Below are 22,811 nucleotides of genomic sequence, written 5' to 3' on the forward strand. Positions count from 1 at the left end.
ATGTATTAGGCACGCCGCCAGCGTTCATCCTGAGCCAGGATCAAACTCTCCAATAAAGTTAGTTTGTCTAGCATCTAAAAATAAAAATTGACGTTCACGTTGTTTGTTTCGTTCAGTTTTCAAAGAACTTGTCCGCCGCTTCAGAAGCGACTTCATCATGTTAACATCTTCATTTTTCGATGTCAACTATGTTTTTTAATTTCTTTTTTGTCGTTTTCTGCGTTTCCGCATCAGCGACGTTTATTAATATACCATCATGGTTTTTAAATAACAAGTGTTTTTTATAAAAAAACACAAAAAGTTATCTATCCTAACTTTCTTCTATAGAAAGAACCATTATCCTTTCTACTGAAAACATTCATTTTGATTGTATACAAATTACTATACACTATCATCAACCAGGCGATATTTCACAATAAGTTCCTAACCTTTAGTCCTCTCCTTTTTAAATTTTACAATTACCACAGTTCTACTTAAGAAGGACAAATAACCATTTAAATGTAGAGTAACAAAAAACGAGACCACTATACTAAAGCAAAACTTTAATTAATGCTTTTTCTCGCCAATCAGGAACTTTACTTCCAGAAATAACGAACTTCCCCTCGAAATATTAACTTAAGATTATTGTTAGAATTTTTTTACATTTAATTAATGAAAGATATCCAATTTTTGTTATATAGTAAGAAAGTGCCCACAAAACTATAAATAAACTAATGGAGGAATTATCTTATGGATAGGTTAACAAAATTTTCATTAAAAAACCGAGCCGCTATTATTATCATGGTTTTTCTCATTTCCATACTTGGCGTTTATTCCGGCTCTAAATTACCTATGGAATTTTTACCAAGCATCGATAGCCCCGCAATAACTGTCACGACATTATCTCAAGGGCTCGATGCTGAAACGATGGCCAAGGACGTAACTGATCCCCTTGAAAAACAATTTCGCAATTTAGAACATATCGATGGCATCACTTCTTCCACAAACGAGGGATTATCACGCATCGACATTGCATATACATCCAAGGCAAATATGAAAGACGCGGCACGCGAAGTCGAAAAAACAATTAATACAATTAAATTACCTAAAGATGTAACTAAGCCTGTAGTTAGCCAATTAAATACTTCTATGATTCCACTCGCTCAAATTACCATCCAGAAGCAGAACGGATTTTCAAAAGCTGACGAAAAACAAATCGAGAAAGAAATCGTACCACAACTCGAAAGTATTGACGGTGTTGCCAATGTTATGTTTTTCGGAAAATCAACTTCCGAATTATCCATCGTACTTGACCCTAACCAACTAAAAGATAAAAACGTAACATCAGAGCAAGTATTAGCTGTTTTACAAGGAAAAGAAACTTCCACTCCAGCCGGAGCAATTACTGTTAATAAGGAAGAATACAACCTTCGTGTCATCGGAGATATAAAAAATGTAAATGACATTAAAAATATTACCGTTACACCTCAAGTAAAGTTACAAGATGTCGCTCAAATTGAACTAAAACAACATCATGATACAATCTCGCACATAAACGGAGAAGAAGGAACAGGATTAATCATCATGAAAGAGCCGAGTAAAAACGCGGTTGCAATTGGAAAAGAGATTGATAAAAAGATTAAAGATATAAGCAAGCAATATAAAGATCAGTTTTCTATTAAACTTCTAGCTTCAACTCATGAGCAAGTTGAAAATGCTGTTACTAGTATGGGCAAAGAAGTAATCCTTGGGGCAATTGCTGCAACTCTCATTATCTTAATCTTTTTACGCAGCTTCCGAACAACACTCATCGCTGTCGTTAGTATTCCGCTATCTATTTTATTAACACTATTTTTACTCCATCAATCCAACATCACACTTAACATTCTAACTCTTGGTGGCTTAGCCGTTGCTGTGGGTCGTCTCGTCGATGATAGTATCGTTGTCATCGAGAACATTTTCCGTCGTTTACAAAAAGAAACCTTCTCTAAAAATATTATTCTTGAAGCAACGAAAGAGGTCGCAGTCGCAATTACCTCTTCTACTTTAACAACAGTCGCCGTTTTTTTACCTATCGGTCTCGTATCGGGAGTAATTGGAAAACTAATGTTACCTATGGTATTAGCAGTTGTATATTCTATCCTTTCTTCTTTAATCGTTGCGTTAACAGTTGTTCCACTTATGGCTTTTTTACTACTCAAAAAAACAAAACGTCGCAATTCTCATTCTTCACCGCGATATGTCGCTACATTAAAGTGGGCTCTTTCTCATAAGTTTATCATTCTACTCACTTCTTTTTTATTGTTTGCAGGATCCATTGCAGCCTACATATTACTACCGAAAGCGAACATAAAGTCTGAGGACGATACAATGCTATCCGTTAACATGACATTTCCAACCGATTATGATTCTGAAGCTAAAAAACAAAAAGCCTTTGATTTTGAAAAGAAACTACTCTCTAATTCTGATGTAACAGATGTTATTTTGCGAATGGGATCTAGCGCAGAAGATGCTCAATGGGGACAGACAACTAAAAACAATCTTGCAACTATATTTGTAGTCTTTAAAAAAGGATCTGATATCGACCAATATATTAAAGAATTAAAAAAAGAGCAAAATGCTTTTGAACCAGCTGAACTTGATTATATAAAAACTAGTTACTCTGACTCCGGAGGCGGCAACAACTTACAATTTAACGTAACCGCTACTAACGAAACAAATTTAAAAAAGGCCGCTAACATCGTCGAAACAAAACTAAAAAGTATGGACGCTCTCTCTAAAGTAAAAACAAATATAGAAGACTCTAAAATAGAATGGCAAATTCATATCGATCAAACAAAAGCGGAACAACTCGGTTTAACACCAGAATTAGTAGCAAAACAAGTATCATTCCTTATGAAGAAATCTCCTATTGGGGAAATCTCAATCAACAATGAAAAAACAACTATTATGATAGAACATAAAAAAGCATCCATTAACAAACAAGAAGATATTTTAAATACAAACATACTCTCACCTATTAACGGACCAATTCCTTTAAAAGACCTTGCAACTATTTCAGAAAAGCAACTTCAAACAGAAATCTTCCATAAAGACGGGAAAGAAACGATACAAATTACTGCAGAAGCTTCAAGTGAAGATTTAAGTAAAGTAAGCACAGAAGTAAACAAGGCTATAGTCGACTTAGATTTACCTAACGGAGCAAAAGTAAATATCGCAGGTGCTACCGAGTCTATGCAAGAGAACTTCACAGATTTATTCAAAATTATGGGTATTGCAATTGGGATTGTATATTTAATTATGGTTATCACCTTCGGGCAAGCACGTGCTCCTTTCGCGATTTTATTCTCTTTACCATTAGCTGCTGTCGGCGGTATTTTAGGATTAATCATTTCAAGAACACCTGTTGACGTAAATTCATTAATCGGCGCATTAATGTTAATCGGGATTGTCGTTACAAATGCTATTGTATTAATAGAAAGAGTGCAACAAAATCGAGAAAACGGTATGGAAACAAGAGAAGCCTTACTAGAAGCCGGATCTACTAGATTACGTCCAATTATTATGACAGCTATAACAACAATCGTCGCTATGCTACCACTCCTATTCAGTCAATCTCAAGCAGGAAGTATGGTATCCAAAAGTCTGGCCGTCGTTGTAATCGGTGGTTTGGCAGTCTCAACCGTTCTTACATTAGTAGTCGTTCCCGTTATGTATGAACTATTAGATAAAATCGGGAGAAAAAGACGCTCCCGCAGAAAAATAAGTACTTCTACAGAAACACCTGATATTTAAACTAAAAGGCGTTATCTTCATAATTGAAGATAACGCCTTTTCTCTACCTACTCATATAATCCATCATTTTTTTCGCATATTGTTCTAGAGGTTGAGCAGAGTCTACAATAAGATATTCGTTATTTGAAGGTCTTTTACTACCATCTAACCATTTTTTAAAGACTATTTCCGACTCCACTTTCCCTATTTGACTGCTCATGCGCTTACGTGTTTGCAGCCTATTATTAAGCTCTTCCATATCATTAAGGTAACATTCATTCAATATATTTATATGTTACATCATGTTTATTAGACAGTTTGATACCTTTTTCAACCATACCTTCATATAAACACGGACTATCCAATATAACACTATGCCCTTGTTCTAAATAAGAATCAATCAGTGCCCATTCGACATCGTACGATACCCCACCAACAGTCTTTGGTTCAATCCCTTTCATTTCTAATGATTTTAACAATACTGATTTCAAAACGCCATGATCTACAATTACAGCACCTGTTAACTTCCCTATATACTTAGAAACTGTTGATTTTCCCGATCCAGGAAAACCTGACATTTGCAGAAAAAACAAATTAACACCGCTCCCTCATTCGCACCTATTCATCTATATAATTAATTACAGATTCTACAATCGTTACGTCCATTCCTTCTATATTAAAATACAAAAAGAACTCCCTACTTAATAAATAGAGAGTTCTCCTTTGCCATTTATGCCGCTTTTACCTTCTTCGTCGTTTTACGACTTTTTTTCGTTCCTGTAAAACGTTTGTGTAATACAGATGCTACGAAACGAGAAATGATATTAAAGAGTAATACCATAATAATTAATACAGCTGCAGATTTCGTTGCAATTAACTTCGCATCCGGGATAATGCCTTCAGAGTTTAATTTCCAAATGTGAACAGCTAACGTTTCAGCTGGTCTAAATGGATTTAAAGGATGCGAGGGGCTCGAGAAGTCCGCTGCTGAATTTAAAATAGGTGATGTTAAACCCGCTGTATAAATTAACGCCGCAGCTTCACCGAATATACGGCCTGCCGCTAAAATAATACCTGTAATGATTTGTGGTAACGACGACGGAATAATGATACGGGCAATTGTTTGCCATTTCGTTGCACCTAGTCCAAGACTCGCCTCTTTTACATTATGAGGAACTTCAGAAATCGCATTTTCACAAACACGTGTTAAACCAGGCAAATTCAAAATAGTTAAAGCAAGAGCTCCACCCATTACTGTATATCCCCAGCCTGTCATTGTAACAAATACTAATAAGCCAAATAGTCCAACAACAATAGAAGGTAAAGACGCCATTGTTTCAATACATAAACGAACAAAACTTAAAAAACGACCTTGTTTTGCATACTCCGCTAAATATATTCCAGCACCTAATCCAAGAGGAATAGATATAATAAGCGTTATAACAAGCATGTAGAAAGAATTGAATAACTGTGGACCAATCCCACCACCAGCTCTTGTATTACTCGGCTCTCCGAATAAGAAACTAGGATCCCAAAATCCCCATCCTTTTTGTAGAATTTCGTACATTAAAAAAGCAAGTAAAGCTACAACTAAAGCTGCAACCGCATAAAAGATACCTGTCCAAACTTTATTTACCGTTCTTGCATTCATTATTATCGCTCACCTCTTTGACCAATCGCTCGAATTACTAAAATAAACAGGAATGAAATAACAAGTAAAATCATTGCTAACGTCCATAGCGCATTGTTCCAAGCTGTTCCGTTCAATGTATTCGTCATATCCATTGTCAGAATACCAGTTAACGTTGCTGTTGGACTATATATTCCTTCCGGTAATTTAATCGTGTTCCCGATTACCATTTGAACCGCTAACGCTTCACCAAAAGCACGCGCTAACCCTAAAACTATACCTGTTAAAATCCCTTGTTTTGCAGCAGGAACAATAACTCGGCTAATCGCTTGCCATTTCGTCGATCCTAGACCGTAAGAAGCTTCCAAGTAATCAAACGGAACAGAGCGTATTGCATCAGAGGCAATACTAGCAATAGTAGGTAAAATCATAATACTCAGGACAATAATACCCGCAATTAAACTAAAGCCCACTCCACCAAACGAATCCCGTAATAGAGGAACCAAGATCGTAACCCCTAATAATCCGTATACAACTGATGGAATACCAACTAATAATTCTAAAACAGGCTTTAATACTTTATTCCCAAACTTCGGCGAAATTAAATTCATGAATATAGCAAGAGCTATAGCAATTGGTGCACTAATGACAACAGCACCTAACGACACAAGCGTCGAACCGACAATAAAGATTACAGCACCATACGTACCTTGATCAGCATTTGGATTCCATTTGGTCGAAGTTAACACCTCAGAAAATGAGATACCACTTTGCGTGAAAGATTGAATTCCTTTGCCGCAAATAAACGCAATAATAGCTAATGTAATAAAAACAATAAAGATACCGCAAAACGTAACAAGTGATCTACCTATATATTCACTCTTTACGTAATTAATTTGTTTTTTCCCCTTCATCACAGGACAGACCCCACTTCATAGATTGAAATGAACAGGACTGGCCTTGCAGCCAGCCCCATAAAATTTTATTACTTATTTAATTTAGACATTGGGATGTAACCCATATCTTCTACTTGTTTTTCGAAATCTTTACCTTTTACATAGTCAATGTAAGCTTTTGTCGCTTCTTTTGCCTCACCTTTAGTTACCATGTACTCGTAAGACCAGAATGGATATTTACCAGCAGAGATGTTTTCAACTTTCGGTTCAGCACCATCAATTTTCACAGTTTGCAATGCACCTTTTTTATCGCCAACCATGTAAGACATTGCTAAATAGCTGATTGAACCTGGAGTAGAGTTAATTGCTTGCTCTACTGCACCGTTAGAATCTTGTGTTGTACCAGTTCCATCATTAATTTTAGCTTCTTTCATAACTGTTTTTTCAAATGTAGCACGTGTACCAGATGAAGCTGGACGATTAATTACATTGATTTTCTCATCTTTTCCGCCTAACTCTTTCCAGTTCGTCACTTTTCCAGTGAAGATATCTTGTACTTGTTTTGCTGTTAAGTTATCAACTTTTACATCTTTATTTACGACAAGCGCGAATGCGATACCCGCTACCTTGTTATCTACTAATTCTTTCGCTTTTTCAGCATCTTTTATTTTATCTGAAGCCGGAACATCCGAATTACCAATTTGTACTGCACCAGATGCTACTTGGTTAATCCCAGTTCCACTACCGCCACCTTGAACTTGAATAGAAACTTTTGAATTTTTCTCCATGAATTTCTTTCCAGCTTCCTCCGCAAGAGGTTGAAGAGCTGTAGAGCCAGCCGCTGCAATCGTACCTGATAATTCTTGTTTTGCATCGCTACCTTTAGCAGCTTCCTTATTATCCGTACTTTCTGCTTTTCCACATCCAACTAATGCACCTGCAACAACTAAAGCCGCTAAAGAAAATTTAATACCCTTTTTCATAATCATGTCTTGTACCCCCATTTGGATTATCACTTTTCGAATTCATCTTCTTTCGAACACAAATTCATTGTAGGACAACAATATTATGTGAGTGTTAAGCAATTTTTAAGTTTAAGTAAATAGAGATAACATCCCATAAAAGCTAGACATTCCAACATTTACAGTTGAAAAAGCCAACAAAACCCACACTAAACACGCAGTATTGTAAATTTATTCTTAACAATGTAAATCCAATGTAAATATTTTTCTTTATTTTGCCCTTTAAGTTAAAACTATATTTACAAATCCACTATATTTTTAAAACTTTACACTCTTACTTTATTTACATTAAGAAGAATTCCAGTAATATTTTTCGGTACAACTCAATAAATTGGAACAATTCTAAAAATAATTGAATATTTTTAAAGTACTAATTGACAGCATCATTCAATGTAGTCTACTATATTAGTATCAAAAAGTTTACCTAAGGAAACTTTTTAAACTAAAACTAAAAATATAGAGATGAGGTAACTTTTATGGTATCGGCTAATACTAAACCCCTTTCCGAATTTAGAACAGGAGAATTTGTACAAATTGAGAAGATACAATTAGAAGGAACTATGAAACGACGTTTATTAGATTTAGGCTTTTTTCCTGGAGCGACAATTAAAGTATTACAACGCAGCCCACTTGGAGACCCAGTCGCTTATCAAGTAAGCAACACAACTATTGCACTGCGTAGTGAAGAAAGCTCCCTTATTTTCGGGGTATTAATAGGAGATGATTTCAGATGAGTAACCATCGCATCGCGTTAGCTGGTAACCCGAATACCGGGAAAAGTACATTATTTAATACTTTAACAGGCTTAAAACAACATACTGGAAACTGGACGGGGAAAACTGTTTTAAAGGCTGAAGGGGAATATAAGCATAGCGGAAATATATATACAATAATAGATTTACCTGGAACTTACTCACTGTATTCAAATTCGGCAGATGAAGAAGTCGCACGAGATTATATTATATTTGAAAAACCAGAAGTAACTGTAGTTGTTATAGACGCAACTGCAATGGAAAGAAATTTAAATTTAGCACTCCAAGTGATGGAAATGACAAACGATGTGGTCATTTGTATTAACTTAATTGATGAAGCGGAGAAAAAAGGAATCATTATTGACGAAAAGAAATTAGCAAAATCACTCGGTGTACCGGTAGTTAAAATTTCAGCCCGAAACCGAGTTGGTATCGGACATTTACTAAGCGTCATTGCTAAAGTAGCAACTAAAAAACTCATTCCAACACCAATTAAAATTACTTATAATGAAAAAATTGAAAATATGATTCAAGAATTAGAACCACAAATTTATAAAGTGTTCGGCAATACGTATCCAGCACGTTGGATTGCGTTACGTATTTTAGATGGAGATAAGAATTTCTTAACTGCACTTCAAAAACATCATAACGAACCACTTGTAAGGGAGGTCGTAATAAATGGAATCTCACTCAGCCAGTAAGGATCTTCCGCTGGACTATATTGTTCAACATGCACAAACACTTTCAAAAGAGGACATACGAGATGATATTGTCGGAGATATTTATCGAACCTCCGCAAGTATATGTAAAGAAGCTGTCCAATATACGAATACTGATAAATTATATCGTTCAGAAAGATTAGATAAGATTTTCACTTCTCCTATTTGGGGATTTCCAATTATGCTCGGTATTTTATCTATTATTTTTTATCTTACAATCGCCGGTGCTAACGTGCCATCCGAGATGATTGCTGAATTTTTTGGCTGGGTCGAAGGATATTTAACATCTTGGTTCCAAACAATACATGCACCAGAATGGCTACATGGCGTTTTAATACTTGGTTTATTCCGTGGTACCGGAGCCGTTATTAGCGTTATGTTACCACCTATGGCAATCTTCTTCCCTATGTTTGCCCTATTAGAAAACTATGGATATTTACCACGCGTTGCGTTTAACATGGATCGTTTATTTAAACGCTCTGGTGCGCATGGGAAACAATCTTTAACTATGGCAATGGGGTTTGGATGTAACGCTGCCGCTATTATGTCAACACGTATTATCGAATCACCACGTGAGCGTATGCTCGCCATTTTAACAAACAACTTCGTCCCATGTAATGGACGCTGGCCTACATTAATCTTAATGGCTTCATTATTTATGGCTGCTGGATATACAGGCAGCATGCAAACACTTGTTACTGCCGGCGTTGTCGTTGGAATGGTTGTAATTGGCGTTATTGTAACTTTAACTGTTTCTTGGGTTTTATCAAAAACTGCTCTAAAAGGCGTTCCAACTCACTATACGTTAGAGTTACCACCATACCGTAAACCAAAAATTTGGAATACAATTGTGCGTTCAACGCTCGATAAATCAATATATGTTTTAAAACGAGCTGTAATTGTAGCTGCACCTGCCGCTGTATTAACTTGGATACTTGCTAATATTTTCGTCGGTGACACGAGCTTACTTATGCATTTTGTGAACTTCTTAGATCCATTTGCTAAAATGTTAGGACTTGACGGATTTATTCTAGCGGCTTTTATTCTTGGACTACCAGCTAATGAAATTGTTATTCCGATTTTATTAATGTCTTACTTATCAACTGGTGCTTTAACTGAAATAGATGATTTTAATCAAATTAAAAATCTATTCTTAGAACACGGTTGGACTTGGTTAACGGCGTTAAACACAATGTTGTTCTCACTTCTTCATTTCCCATGTGGAACAACACTGGTTAACATATATAAAGAAACAAAAAGTGCAAAATGGACATTTTTATCGTTTGCAATCCCTACTGTTATTGCCATTGTTGTTACATTCCTCTCTACACAATTGGTACATTGGTTAGGGCTTGTATAAAGCAAAGCATACATAGAAGGTATCCCCTTCACATATGCTTTGCGCGAAAGAAACCTGAAATTATTCAGGTTTCTTTTTTTGTACATCAGTATTCCATGGCTGCGCTCCATACGTTGTCAGTTTTTTATGAATGAAGTATATAGCTCCCGGAAGAACCGCCATTAATATCGTGCAACTAATTCCTAATCCAGTAAACAACTTTCATCACCTTATTTCACTCTCTTCGGTAAAGCTGATCCTGAATGTTCAATTGTCGGATGAACATGAACAATAACCTCAGCATTACTAAAATAATTTTCACCTTGATCCCAATTCTTATCTATCTTCTTCCATTCTTTATAATTATGCCGCTTATATACTTCCCCTAATGCTAATACATCTACCTTATATTTTTTTTGAACAAGCTTAATCGATTTTTGGATACGCTTCTCCATTTCCTCCGCGATGTTTTTCTTCAATCGATTTTCATTCATAATTTGTTTATGATCACTAAAATGCAACTCTGCTAAGGTCCCTTCCAAAGATAAATAAATATCAAACTTCGGTTTTGTGGCATTTTCCGTAGATACTTTAATCTTCCGATGCATCTTATGAATTTCATATGTAATAAGCTGGTCTTTTTTGCGAATGGTAAAGAACCCTCCAATTTTCTTACCTATTACATAATTCATCCCTAATGTTTCCTCTCCATTCAAACTACCTACACACTTATTATCCTTCCCACGAAATAACGCCGCCCCGTTCATTTGCACCCCTTGTTTTGTTAGTTCAAGAATAGGTAATACGAAACTTCGGTTAGCAATCATTTTTTGCTGCACCTCACCAATTCTTGCAGCCTCAATCATTTGGGCATTTTTCGGAGGATGTTCAGCTAACATATCAATATACTGCGCCGGTAAATTTTCAGGCTTAGCACTCTGCTTCAAAATAGCTTCTGCATCTTTCTGAGAAACGAACAAACGAATATTTCGTCTCATCTCATGATCACGAATATATACATCTAACGTATTTTGTAAAACATATGGATTCGCTAATAAATCTTTAGAAAAAATTATCACTTGTATATGCGGAAAGAATAATGAGCGACTAATTTTTTTAGCGATAATTCGTATTTGCTCAAAGACACTATCTGCTTTCGCACTAACATTAATATAATTTTCGCTATCTCCACCACCTTGTCCACCTTGCTGTGCTAGCTTACTGGGAAGTACCATCTGATACGTCCCTTTCATAATTGGATTCGATTTCTTTTTTTTCACAATATCATAGGCTGCACCTACTACAAATCCTCTTTCTTCTATTTCTTCTAGCTCAGAGCACCCACTTATAGATCCAGCTAAAACCATAAGCATTATAATTTTAAGAAGGTGTTTCATTTCTACCATTCCTTCTTTTTATTTTATATACAATAAAAACTAACAAAGGCGCTAACACAACAAAGCCCATATCTATCCAAGCTAAATACGTTCCGTAATTTGATAAAGTATCTAAATTACCAGGGATCATATTCAGCATAAAAATCATAGGAGCACTTACGAAAATAAAAATATGTTTCTTAACTTTCGGAAACATAGCACAAAACAATAGAGATGCAACATCATAATACATTGCTGTGGTGTTATAAATAGTAATAATCCAAGTAGTAAAAAAGATCGCATCGAATCTTTCTAAAAACCCCCCACCAATTTCAATCTCCTTCCCCAATTCAATCGTTGGATATGTTAATCCCCGGGTTGTCATATATGTAAAAACACTAATACAAGTTAAATAAATTAAAATGTAAGACAATACGTTTACCATCACAGCTTTTGCAACTGCCATCGGCGCCTTTTTTGCTGTCTCGTTTAACATCACTGCATAAAATAGCGCTACCTCAAATCCAATAAACGTAAAAATAGAATTTTTAACTCCAACAGCATATCGACTTACGTCCGTTTGAAAAGCAGGTAGTAAATTATCTATTTCCATTAAGTTCACATTCAATAAAGAAAGAAGCACGATCGCAATTAAAACGATTGGTAAAAATAAAACATTTAACCTTAATAAAGCAGCCCTAGATCCAGCAATCCCATAAACAACAACTAACAAAAAAAAGAAGGATAACAATTGTATTGGTGTATCACTAAATAAATAGGTTTGTGAAATAATTGAAATTTTCCGGGCCTCATATGCTGTCAAAGCAACGAATGTTAACACTAAAATGATACTAATCGTGTATGAAACAGGCTTCGTCAAGTGCTCACTCGTATATTGAACAAAGTTTTGTTTTGGGAATAAAATAGCTACCCTCGTTACAAACCAACCTAAAGCCGCACATATCAATCCACCCAAAAGCAAAATAATCCAACCATCTGAAAATAAAGTTTGCATAGCGATATCTCGCGGCATAGATAATGCACCTATCCCAATAATCGTCGACGATACCGCAAAGCCAAGTTCCCGAGATCCAATTTCTTCATCCCCATATTCAAATGGCTTCAATTACTCTCGCTCCTTTGGACGTAGTGTAGAGTCTTTCGTTTGTAAATATTCTGGTCTCTCTTTTAACATTGATTTTGGTAGGCGAACCAATTCTTCTTCCCAATCTTTATAAAAAGCAGGAGCAATAGGCGTTGTATACGGAACTCCAACACTCTTTAAATTTGTAATATGAACCGCAAGTGCAATAAGAGCTAAAATGATTCCGTACAACCCAAAAGCAGTTGCAGCTAACACGAAGACGAAAAGTAAAATTCGAAATGTAATCGTAATGCTATATACAGGAAGTGAAAATGTAGCAATTGCGGTAACCGCAATAATAATTACTAAAAACGGATTTACAATCCCCGCATTTACTGCCGCTTCTCCAATTACAAGACCACCTACGATGCCAATCGTTTGCCCCATCGGTTTCGGAAGCCTAATCCCAGCTTCTCTTATTAATTCCATCGTTAATGCCATCATTAACGTTTCAATATAAGCCGGAAACGGGACACCTTCCCTTGCACCTGCAATTGAATAGGCTAATTTAGAGGGAATAAGTCCTTGGTGATATGAGACGAGCGCTACATACATTGCTGGCATTAAAACCGCAATTATACCCGACCACATTCGCAAAATCCTTAATAACGTCCCGATTAACCAGCGCTCATAATGATCTTCTACAGATTGAAAAATATCAACAAATACTAGTGGAGCTATAAGAGCAAACGGTGATCCGTCCACTAAAATGGCCACCTTTCCTTTCACCAATGCAGCCACTATATTATCAGGCCTTTCTGTATTCAAAAATTGTGGAAAGGGCGATAAATTATTATCTTGAATTAATTGCTCAATCGTTCCTGTCTCAAAAATGACATCTGTCACTATTGATTGAAGACGCCGATCTAGCTCTTTTACGATGTAAGGGTTAATAATATCCTCTATATATACTAGGGTTACTTCTTTCTGCGATCGCTTCCCCATAATATAAGATTGAAACCGTAACTTCGGATCACGTAAACCACGGCGAATTAACATTTTATTCACATTAATATCTTCATTTAATCCAACTCTCGGCCCACGTATTAAATCTTCTGTCACTGGCGGTTCTAGACTTCTTTTCTCCCAAGCCCTACTATTAATAACAATAGCGGTTTGAATATTATCAATTAATATAACTGTGTCTCCTGCTAAAACCGCATTTATAATATCTGGAAAAGTTGTCTTCATACCGACTTCTGCAATAGAAATAAAACGATCCAATAATGTCTGAACCACAGCTGCTTCATTTGGTATTTCTTCATACTGAAGTGTACGAACTACATATTTATAAACATTATCCTTATCTGTCAATCCACATAAAAAAACAACCGCACAACGTGTAATGCTACCAGCAAGAGCAACTTCTCTAATTGTTAAATCATTAGGTGAACCTAACTCATCTCTAATTTCCTTCATAACTTCAAACAAGTTACCTTTTAGCTCTAACAATTTCCCCACCTAACTTCCTTTTCAACAAGTTTTTAGTTAGATTCCGCTAATAGAAGAAAATATATACAAAAAAAGAGCTATCTCTTTTCGAAGATAGCTCTAACACGCGGGTTACTTTTCTACTATTATATTGTCTGTCTTTATAGATACACTTTTCGTGAATCCACTAACGATAAACATCACAATCATATTCATTAACAATGCGACTATACCTACATTTAAATCTTTTATATATTGCGGAAAACTCGGAAACATCGTAGCTATAGTTGAACCAGATAAGGTAATATATGCGACAATTAACAACCCAATCCCCATCCCCGCAATCGCACCTTGCTTCGTAATAATCTGCCGTGGAAACAAACTACATACAAGTGCAGGGAAAAGTTGCGTAACTATACTGTACCCCATTAAAAGAAGAGCCCCTATCGTTTCTCCTCCTTTAAATGTAAACAATACTGCTACGAGCGTTACTACAGGCACAAATAATTTTGCAGCTTTAGCAACTTGTCTATCTGAAGCAGATGGGACCATCGTACGGTAAATATTTTTCGCTAACAATGTAGAAGCGGCCATAACAAGCATAGATGCTGGAACTAATGCCGTTAATACCCCAGCACTACCAATAATTCCGATAAACCAAGGATCAAAAGTTTGTAAAGCAAGACGGAATAATGAAAGATCTACATCTGCTCCCTTTAATCCTGGAACTTGCAGGATAGCAGCAAACCCTGCAAAGAATACGAAAAGCAAAACTAAAGAATACAGTGGCATGATTGCCGCATTTTTACGAAATACTTTTTCATTTTTTGCAGAGAAAGCAGAGGCAAATGTATGAGGCCACATGTAGAAACCGAGGGCCGTTAATATAATAGTAGAAACAAACCAAGAAATACTCATTCCTTCTTCAGGTAAAGATAAAAACCCTGGTTTCGCAGCTTCTACAGCTTCGAACATCGGCTGAAATCCTCCATAATAATGATACGGTAAATATATACCTAAAAACATAACGATGAATAGGATCATAACATCCTTCAAAGCAGCCGTCCAAGCCGAACCATGTATACCCGAAACCATTACATATATAGTTATAACAATAGCACCAATCCATACCGCAATAACAGGTGTCACTCTTCCATAGGAAGCTTCCGAAACGATAATTCCTAATCCCTTTAACTGTAAAACAAGATACGGGATAATCGAAATAACACCAATAATTGAAACAATTATCCCAAGCGTCTTACTCCTGTATTTCTTCGCAAAGAAATCTGATTGTGAAACGAGGTTATGTTCTTTTGCATACTTCCAAATTGGAGGTAATAAGAAATACGATAAAATATAAGCTAATGCACCATACCCTAAAATATAAAATGTAGGAGCTCCTTTACTATACGCCCAGCCACTTCCTCCTAAAAATGTGAACGTCGTATAAATTTCCCCTGCCATAAGGAGAAAAACAAAAATAGTTCCAAATCCTCTTCCCCCAACTGACCATTGTTCTAAATTCATATCTTTTCCATGTTGTGCACGAATCCCTAAAAATAGTGCTAGAAATAAAAATGAAATAATGATAAGTAATGCTATCATCCTATTTCCTCCTTATTAGCCGGATCTAATAAGTACACAAGACCCATACAAAGAGACGTAATAAGCACTGATAATAGTACCCAAAATAATAAAAATGGCATCCCCAATACGTAGGGAGTGACCGAATTTGCAAATACTGGTCCAATCACTAAACAAAGAACTGGAATAAGTGCTAGCACGTGTATTTTCTTCATCTCATTCTCCTTTACTTATAAAATTCATAATGGATGATACAAAGACTTCCACTCCAATTGGTAATGCGTCTTCGTCAATCGCAAAACGAGGATGATGGTGAGGGTATATAATTCCTTTCTCTTTATTTCCTGCTCCGATAAAAAAGAATGCCCCTGGTGCCTTTTGTAAAAATGCTGAAAAATCTTCCCCAGCCATCGTTGGCTGTAAACGAACAACTTGTTCCCTTCCATAAAGCTGTAATGCCGTCTGTTCAATAAGCTCTGTAACTTCATAATCATTTACAACTGGTCGATATCCATATTCATAAGAAAATGTATACTTAGCACCGTAGGATTCTGTAATATGTTTTACAATCCTTTCAAGCTTCTTCTTTGTTTCTTCTCTTAATTCATGCCTTAAACTTCTCACTGTCCCTTCAATCTCCGCTTGTTCCGGGATAACATTATGGGTTGTCCCAGAATGAAATTGCGTAACAGATACTACGAGAGAATCTAACGGGTTCGTGAGGCGAGATACAATTTGCTGGATTTGCGAAACTACTTGCGCACCAATGGCGATACTATCAACTGTTTCGTGCGGAATTCCAGCATGCCCACCTTTTCCCTCTATCGTAATTTTAAAAACATCCGGTGCAGCCATTGCAGGACCATAAATTACACCTACTTTACCAACCTCTAAAGACGCCCACAGGTGAGCACCAATAATATAATCCACATCTTCCATTACCCCCGCCGCAACCATTTCCTCTGCGCCACCAGGAAAGTTTTCTTCTGCATGTTGGAATAGAAAACGAATCTCCCCTTTAACCTTCTCTCTTTCCTCAACTAACTTATGTACTACACCAAGCAATATCGCCATATGACCATCGTGACCACACGCATGCATCACACCTGGATATGTAGAAATATAATCAAACTTATTTTCTTCATGAATAGGAAGGGCATCCATATCGGCACGAACCGCAATTGTTTTACCAGGTTTCTTACCAGTTAACTTTGCCATTACACTATATTTAGTAGGGCGCGAAACTTCTAAATGCGGGATATTCCGAAGTATATCGAATACAAATTGAGATGTTTTTTCCTCTTGAAAAGATAACTCTGGATACTTATGAAAATGCCTTCTCCACTCAATCAACTGATTCTTTGACAAAATAAGTTCCTTTGCAACATCCATTTCTCTTCTCTCCTTCTTCACCAAGTTAAATGTTATTATAACTTGAATTGTTAACTTTTGAAAGAATCTTCTGAATTTTCTATATTATAAACTTAAAAATAAAAAGCCATCCAAAAGATGACTTTTTCATTATTACAAAATAGTAATTGCTTGTTTTCCCATTTGCTCCCAAGCTTTCTCAAATTCTGCTCGTGGAACAGCGAAACGCGGATTGTTTTTTAGAGGATCATTTACATATACAAAGTTTTGATCATATCCAATTACTACTGCACTATGTTCATAATATGTAATTTTCACTTCACCTGAGTTTGTATTCCATGTTTCAAAACTACTTTCAGCTAGTGGTTTAAACGTTGTATTAATAATGACCCATACTGGAGAACCAGAACTAATCACTTTATATATATCTTGCATGTCTCTACCTGTTAAATTAATTACTTTTTCAGGAACATATTTTTCTGCTAAATTAAAGATCGGTTGATTATATACACCATATCCAAGTTCAGCCTTCGTATAAATATTTCCAACAAATCCCTCGTAAGGATTTCCACGCAAACCATTTTGTTCAAATGGAACACGATGAATTTCGCTAGCAAGCTGCATCTTATCTACTTGTACACCTTTATATTGCAGCAACATAGCTAAACTTGTCACTTCACATCCACGGGGTAATTCTGGTAATTGTTTAATAAACGGAACATCTTCAATCATAGCTGCTTCTTTCATTTCAGATAGAAAATCTAAGCGTAATACTTGCGCCTTTTGTATAATTTTATCTTTCCCTATAAAAAACGCCATAGCAAGTATAATCCCAAAAACAAAAAGATATTTTAACTTTTTCATTATAAACAAAACTCCATTAATTATTATTTTACAGACACAACTCTTATCATTGTACCCTTCTTCTTACTAGTTTACTAGAAAGATTCTGTGAATTATTGTTCACGCTTTTAACATCTTAAAATTCTAATTATTTTTAATAAAAAGAAAAAACAATATACTTTTTCGAAACATTTTGCTAAAATCGAAATTATTAACATGGTGAAGATATCACCATGTTAATAAACATTCTTAGAGTATTTAATCATAGTTCGTTTTTTACATACTCCTATTTCATAACAAAATAAACTGAGTATGTGTCACATCCCCCACTAATGATTAAAAACTCAGAATGAAACGAAGTTCACACATACAAGAAAAATACGGGGTGAGGGGCATATGAATCAACAAGTAGAACAAACAGATTTAAAACGAACAATGAAAAGTAGACACTTATTCATGATTGCACTTGGTGGAGTCATTGGAACAGGATTATTTATGGGTTCTGGACAAATCGTCCATAATGCCGGACCAGGCGGAGCTATTCTTGCATTTTTAGTCGGTGGTTTCGTTATGTATTTAACGATGTTATGTCTTGGTGAATTATCAGTAGCTATGCCAGAAGCAGGTTCATTCCAAAGCTATGCAAGCAAATTTATTTCACCTGGTTTTGGATTTGTTGTCGGTTGGATGTATTGGTTAAATTGGGCTGTTACAGTTGGAGTAGAGTTAACAACTGTAAGTATTTTAATGAAACGTTGGTTTCCAGACGTTTCTTCGTGGATTTGGTGCGTTACATTTGCAGCAGCACTCTTTCTTGTAAACGCTTTATCAGCGAAGGCATATGCAGAAACAGAATTTTGGTTCGCTAGTGTAAAGGTTGCAACAATTGTTATCTTTATTGTACTTGGAGGCGCAGTTATGCTCGGTTTTCTCGACTTTAATGGAAAACCAGCTCCAATGCTTCATAATTTCACTGAAAATGGTGGACTATTTCCAAACGGTGCACTAGCGGTTCTTCTTACAATGATTACGGTAAATTACTCATTCCAAGGAACCGAACTTATTGGTATTGCTTCAGGTGAAAGCGAAAATCCTGAAAAAACAATTCCAAAAGCAATTAAAAACACAATTTGGCGAACTCTGTTCTTCTTCGTCCTAGCAATATCAGTCGTTGTAGGTTTACTCCCGTGGCAAGAAGCTAATTTAGTCGAAAGTCCATTTGTACTTGTATTTGATGTAGCTGGTGTTCCATATGCAGCAGACATTATGAACTTTGTTATTATTACAGCTGTATTATCCGTAGCTAACTCTGGTCTATACGCAAATTCTCGTATGCTTTGGGCGATGGCAAAACAAGGAATGGCAAGTCCAGCTTTTACGAAGTTAACTAAAAAAGGTGTACCGCTAAATGCATTGATTTTCAGTCTAATTTTTGCAAGCCTTTCTTTATTAACAAGTGTGTTTGCGGCAGATACTGTCTTTTTAGTTTTAACATCTATTGCAGCAATGGCAGCTGTTGTCGTTTGGATGTCAATCGCAGCGTCACAGTTTTTCTTCCGTAGAGAATTCGTGAAAAATGGCGGTGACATAAAGGATTTAAAATATCGTACACCACTTTATCCAATAGTTCCAATCGTAGCTTTCTCACTCAATTTCATTACATTTATTAGTTTAGCTTTCATTCCAGATCAGAGAATTGCTCTTTATTGCGGGATTCCATTTATGATCATTTGCTACATTTTATACCAAGTTAAATATAAAAAAGTTGTCACATTTGAACAGCAACGAAATATAACTCAGGAAATAAACTAAATATAAAAAATATTCAGCTATCTTTCTTATGATAAGATAGCTTTTTTCTATTTCTTGGATATGTTGGTATAACTTTATTTATCTTAAAATTTCCACAATCACATTTTTCTCTGGAAAATAGTTTACAATGTTATCAAGTTACAAATGATATTCACCTTAAAAAGCGTGCATTTGTGTCTATTTTTTAACAATATGACAAAAACTATTGCCAACTATAAATTAATAGGTTTATATTGTTTTATTGGCATAGTTTCAATCCAAGGAGAAAGGAGATTTTCAATCGTGCAACTAAAGAAAGCATTTTGGAAGTTGGCTTCGCTTCTTCCGTTATCATTAGTTCTGTTCCTCGGTGGCTGTGATAAAAAACTAGCAGTATTAAACCCGCAAGGACCTGTTGCAAAGGCACAGTATGATTTAATTGTTTGGTCATTCTTGCTTATGTCATTAATTATCGCAATTGTATTCATCTTGTTTACAGTCATCTTGATTCGTTATCGTGAAAAACCAGAGAATATGGACTATGAGCCACCTGATCAACACGGTAACACATTATTAGAAATCATTTGGACGATTATTCCTGTTATTATCGTTATCGCATTATCGATTCCAACAGTTAAAGCAACTTATGCTTCGGAAGAGGTTCCGCAAGAGTCCAAACATATTAAACCAGTTGAAATTTATGTTACATCTGCAAACTGGAAATGGTTATTTAGTTACCCGGAGGAAAAAATTGAAACCGTTAACTATTTAAACATCCCAGCTGGTGTACCAATTCAATTTAAACTGACTTCTGTAGGTCCAATGAATGCTTTCTGGGTACCAGAACTTGGTGGTATGAAGTATACAATGGATGGCATGATCATGGACTTATATTTACAAGCTGACAAACCAGGTTCTTACCTAGGTCGTAGCTCGAACTTCTCTGGTGAAGGATTCACTCACATGGAGTTCGAAGTTGAAGCAAAAACAAAAGAAAAGTATGACAAGTGGGTAAAAGAAGTACAAGAAACTGCTCCTAAACTAACAGAAGATAAGTACAACGATATTGTTAAACCTGGTGTAGTTGGTCGTATGACATTCTCTAGTCATCACTTAAGTTATGTAGATCCAAAATCACTTGAATATTGTGATTACAACTACTACAAAAACAAAAAATAATAGCTATTATTCCAACAGATTGGAGTGAACACAGTGAAGCTTGATGAATTTTTTGTCACAGGTGACCCGATTATTTACGGAGCTGACGCATCTATCGTTCTTGTGACATTAGCGATTCTTTTCGTACTAACAAAGTACAAAAAATGGAGATGGCTTTGGGATGAATGGTTAACAACTGTTGACCATAAAAAAATAGGAACCATGTATATTATCTCTGCCGTTATAATGTTATTCCGTGGTGGTATGGACGGTTTAATGATTCGTGCCCAGTTAACATTCCCAGATACAACATATTTAAACGCTGAACACTATAACGGAATCTTTACAACACATGGTACAGTTATGATTCTTTTCATGGCGATGCCATTCGTTCTAGGATTAATGAACGTCGTTGTACCATTACAAATTGGTGCTCGTGACGTTGCATATCCGTTCTTAAATGCTTTAAGTTTCTGGTTATTCTTTATTGGAGCAATGTTATTCAACATCGCTTTCGTAATCGGTGGTTCTCCAGACGCTGGGTGGACTTCTTACTTCCCAATGGCGGGTACAGAGTTTACTCCTGGTGTAGGAAATAACTTCTACGCAATCGCCTTACAGATTTCAGGTCTTGGTACGTTAATGACAGGTATTAACTTCCTAGTTACTATTTTAAAAATGCGTACACCTGGAATGAAATTAATGAAAATGCCAATGTTTACATGGTCTATTTTAATTACATGTGTAATCATTATTTTCGCTTTCCCAGTATTAACAGTAGCTCTTGCATTAATGACATTTGACCGTCTATTCGATGCTCACTTCTTTACGATGGCGAGCGGCGGTATGCCAATGTTATGGGCCAACCTATTCTGGGTATGGGGTCACCCTGAAGTATATATCGTTATTTTACCGGCATTCGGTATTTTCTCTGAAATCATTAGTACATTCTCACGTAAACGTCTATTCGGTTACAGTGCGATGGTATACTCAATGGTTGCAATTTCTTTACTAAGTTTCGTCGTATGGCTTCATCACTTCTTCACGATGGGTGCAGGTCCAGCGGTTAACTCGTTCTTCTCGATTTCGACAATGGCGATTTCTATTCCAACCGGTGTTAAAATATTTAACTGGTTGTTTACGCTGTATAAAGGACGTATTCGTTTTACAGTTCCAATGCTTTGGTCATTGGCATTTATTCCAAACTTCGTAGTTGGTGGAGTTACAGGGGTTATGCTTGGAATGGCAGCAGCTGATTATCAATACCATAACAGCTACTTCCTAGTCGCTCATTTCCACTACGTATTAATCGCAGGTACAGTATTCGCTATGCTTGCTGGATTCACATTCTGGTATCCAAAAATGACAGGTCATATGCTAAATGAACGCCTTGGTAAATGGACATTCTGGATCTTTATGAGCGGATTTAACATCTGTTTCTTCCCAATGTACTTCCTAGGTTTAGATGGTATGACTCGTCGTATGTACACTTACTCTGAAAGCCTTGGATGGGGTTGGTTGAACCAAATCGCATCTGTCGGCGCAGTAATGATGGGTATTGGATTCGTAATTCTTTGTTACAACGTAATTTGGAGTGCACGTCACGGTGAACGTGACACAACTGGAGATCCATGGGATGGCCGTACACTTGAATGGGCAACTCACTCTCCTGTACAACATTACAACTTCGCGAAACTTCCTGAAATTAAAGAAGCTGATGCTTTCTGGTTCATGAAAAAACGCGGAGAAACAATTACACCAACAGCAGATGAATTAAAACCAATTCACATGCCAAGTAATTCTGGTGTGCCTATTATTATGTCTGCATTCTTCGGTCTTGCAGGTTTTGCATTAGTATTTAGCTGGTTCTGGATTGCAGCAATCGGTGGTATTGGTATTTTAGGTTGCTTAATCTATCGTTCATTCGATTATGATGATGGCTACTACGTAAGCATTGAAGAAATTAAAGAAACAGAACATATAGCATGAGAGGTGAAATGAC

18 protein-coding genes and 1 pseudogene are annotated in these 22,811 nt (G+C 36.2%); 7 read left to right on the forward strand and 12 right to left on the reverse strand.

Features of this window, described 5'->3' with window-relative positions:
• Positions 1-729: 729 nt before the first annotated feature.
• Complete coding sequence (locus tag ACFWDE_RS03165; RefSeq protein WP_377889984.1) at positions 730-3,774, forward strand: efflux RND transporter permease subunit; 3,045 nt, start codon at positions 730-732, stop codon at positions 3,772-3,774.
• Positions 3,775-3,817: 43 nt separating this feature from the next.
• On the opposite strand, the pseudogene ACFWDE_RS03170 reads toward ACFWDE_RS03165, so the two are convergent.
• From ACFWDE_RS03170 to ACFWDE_RS03185, 4 genes and pseudogenes are all read right to left on the reverse strand, one after another.
• Positions 3,818-4,346, reverse strand: a pseudogene (locus ACFWDE_RS03170) (P-loop nucleotide/nucleoside kinase family protein).
• Between the two features lie 137 nt (positions 4,347-4,483).
• On the reverse strand, positions 4,484-5,404 hold the full coding sequence (gene pstA, locus ACFWDE_RS03175; RefSeq protein ID WP_377889986.1) for a phosphate ABC transporter permease PstA: 921 nt from the start codon (positions 5,402-5,404) through the stop codon (positions 4,484-4,486).
• A gap of 2 nt (positions 5,405-5,406) precedes the next feature.
• Entirely contained in the window at positions 5,407-6,297 is an 891-nt protein-coding gene (gene pstC, locus ACFWDE_RS03180; protein ID WP_002090872.1) for a phosphate ABC transporter permease subunit PstC, read from the reverse strand.
• Positions 6,298-6,368: 71 nt separating this feature from the next.
• Positions 6,369-7,268, reverse strand: a complete 900-nt coding sequence (locus ACFWDE_RS03185; protein ID WP_002114243.1) for a phosphate ABC transporter substrate-binding protein PstS family protein — start codon at positions 7,266-7,268, stop codon at positions 6,369-6,371.
• Positions 7,269-7,777: 509 nt separating this feature from the next.
• Here ACFWDE_RS03185 and ACFWDE_RS03190 point away from each other — a divergent pair.
• The 3 genes from ACFWDE_RS03190 to ACFWDE_RS03200 are packed head-to-tail and all read left to right on the forward strand — an operon-like array spanning position 7,778 to position 10,132.
• Positions 7,778-8,035, forward strand: a complete 258-nt coding sequence (locus tag ACFWDE_RS03190; protein ID WP_002090873.1) for a FeoA family protein — start codon at positions 7,778-7,780, stop codon at positions 8,033-8,035.
• On the forward strand, positions 8,032-8,754 hold the full coding sequence (locus tag ACFWDE_RS03195; RefSeq protein ID WP_377889989.1) for a FeoB small GTPase domain-containing protein: 723 nt from the start codon (positions 8,032-8,034) through the stop codon (positions 8,752-8,754). Before ACFWDE_RS03190 ends, ACFWDE_RS03195 begins: the two co-directional genes overlap by 4 nt.
• Positions 8,732-10,132 carry a nucleoside recognition domain-containing protein gene (locus ACFWDE_RS03200; protein WP_377889991.1) on the forward strand — a complete coding sequence of 467 codons (1,401 nt, stop codon included), beginning with the start codon at positions 8,732-8,734 and terminating at the stop codon, positions 10,130-10,132. Before ACFWDE_RS03195 ends, ACFWDE_RS03200 begins: the two co-directional genes overlap by 23 nt.
• Before the next feature lie 60 nt (positions 10,133-10,192).
• Here ACFWDE_RS03200 and ACFWDE_RS03205 read toward each other — a convergent pair whose 3' ends face one another.
• The 8 genes from ACFWDE_RS03205 to ACFWDE_RS03240 all read right to left on the reverse strand — a co-directional run bounded on the left by ACFWDE_RS03205 (position 10,193) and on the right by ACFWDE_RS03240 (position 17,881).
• A complete protein-coding gene (locus tag ACFWDE_RS03205; protein ID WP_000493991.1) occupies positions 10,193-10,330 on the reverse strand; it encodes a hypothetical protein in 138 nt (45 codons plus the stop codon).
• Positions 10,331-10,341: 11 nt separating this feature from the next.
• A complete protein-coding gene (locus ACFWDE_RS03210; protein ID WP_002204386.1) occupies positions 10,342-11,508 on the reverse strand; it encodes a Ger(x)C family spore germination protein in 1,167 nt (388 codons plus the stop codon).
• Positions 11,492-12,613 carry an endospore germination permease gene (locus ACFWDE_RS03215; protein WP_002204387.1) on the reverse strand — a complete coding sequence of 374 codons (1,122 nt, stop codon included), beginning with the start codon at positions 12,611-12,613 and terminating at the stop codon, positions 11,492-11,494. The genes ACFWDE_RS03210 and ACFWDE_RS03215 overlap by 17 nt, the downstream gene beginning before the upstream one ends.
• Positions 12,614-14,092, reverse strand: a complete 1,479-nt coding sequence (gene gerLA, locus ACFWDE_RS03220; protein ID WP_377889994.1) for a spore germination protein GerLA — start codon at positions 14,090-14,092, stop codon at positions 12,614-12,616. It lies immediately after the preceding gene.
• 102 nt (positions 14,093-14,194) lie between these two features.
• The gene (locus tag ACFWDE_RS03225) at positions 14,195-15,667 is read right to left on the reverse strand and encodes a sodium:solute symporter family protein (RefSeq protein ID WP_002204391.1); all 1,473 of its coding nucleotides are present in this window, start codon (positions 15,665-15,667) and stop codon (positions 14,195-14,197) included.
• Positions 15,664-15,861 (reverse strand): DUF3311 domain-containing protein, encoded by a 198-nt coding sequence (locus ACFWDE_RS03230; RefSeq protein ID WP_002204392.1) that lies wholly within the window; start codon positions 15,859-15,861, stop codon positions 15,664-15,666. The genes ACFWDE_RS03225 and ACFWDE_RS03230 overlap by 4 nt, the downstream gene beginning before the upstream one ends.
• A gap of 1 nt (position 15,862) precedes the next feature.
• A complete protein-coding gene (locus ACFWDE_RS03235; protein ID WP_377889997.1) occupies positions 15,863-17,038 on the reverse strand; it encodes an amidohydrolase in 1,176 nt (391 codons plus the stop codon).
• Between the two features lie 132 nt (positions 17,039-17,170).
• Positions 17,171-17,881 (reverse strand): C39 family peptidase, encoded by a 711-nt coding sequence (locus tag ACFWDE_RS03240; RefSeq protein WP_377889999.1) that lies wholly within the window; start codon positions 17,879-17,881, stop codon positions 17,171-17,173.
• A gap of 375 nt (positions 17,882-18,256) precedes the next feature.
• On the opposite strand from ACFWDE_RS03240, the gene ACFWDE_RS03245 reads away from it, so the two are divergent.
• The 3 genes from ACFWDE_RS03245 to qoxB all read left to right on the forward strand — a co-directional run bounded on the left by ACFWDE_RS03245 (position 18,257) and on the right by qoxB (position 22,798).
• Positions 18,257-19,672, forward strand: a complete 1,416-nt coding sequence (locus tag ACFWDE_RS03245; RefSeq protein ID WP_377890001.1) for an amino acid permease — start codon at positions 18,257-18,259, stop codon at positions 19,670-19,672.
• Positions 19,673-19,954: 282 nt separating this feature from the next.
• Entirely contained in the window at positions 19,955-20,830 is an 876-nt protein-coding gene (locus ACFWDE_RS03250) for a cytochrome aa3 quinol oxidase subunit II (RefSeq protein WP_002159258.1), read from the forward strand.
• 33 nt (positions 20,831-20,863) lie between these two features.
• A complete protein-coding gene (gene qoxB / locus ACFWDE_RS03255; protein WP_002159259.1) occupies positions 20,864-22,798 on the forward strand; it encodes a cytochrome aa3 quinol oxidase subunit I in 1,935 nt (644 codons plus the stop codon).
• The last annotated feature ends 13 nt before the right edge of the window (positions 22,799-22,811 follow it).

Source organism: Bacillus sp. NPDC060175 (assembly GCF_042728695.1).
Classification (GTDB): domain Bacteria; phylum Bacillota; class Bacilli; order Bacillales; family Bacillaceae_G; genus Bacillus_A.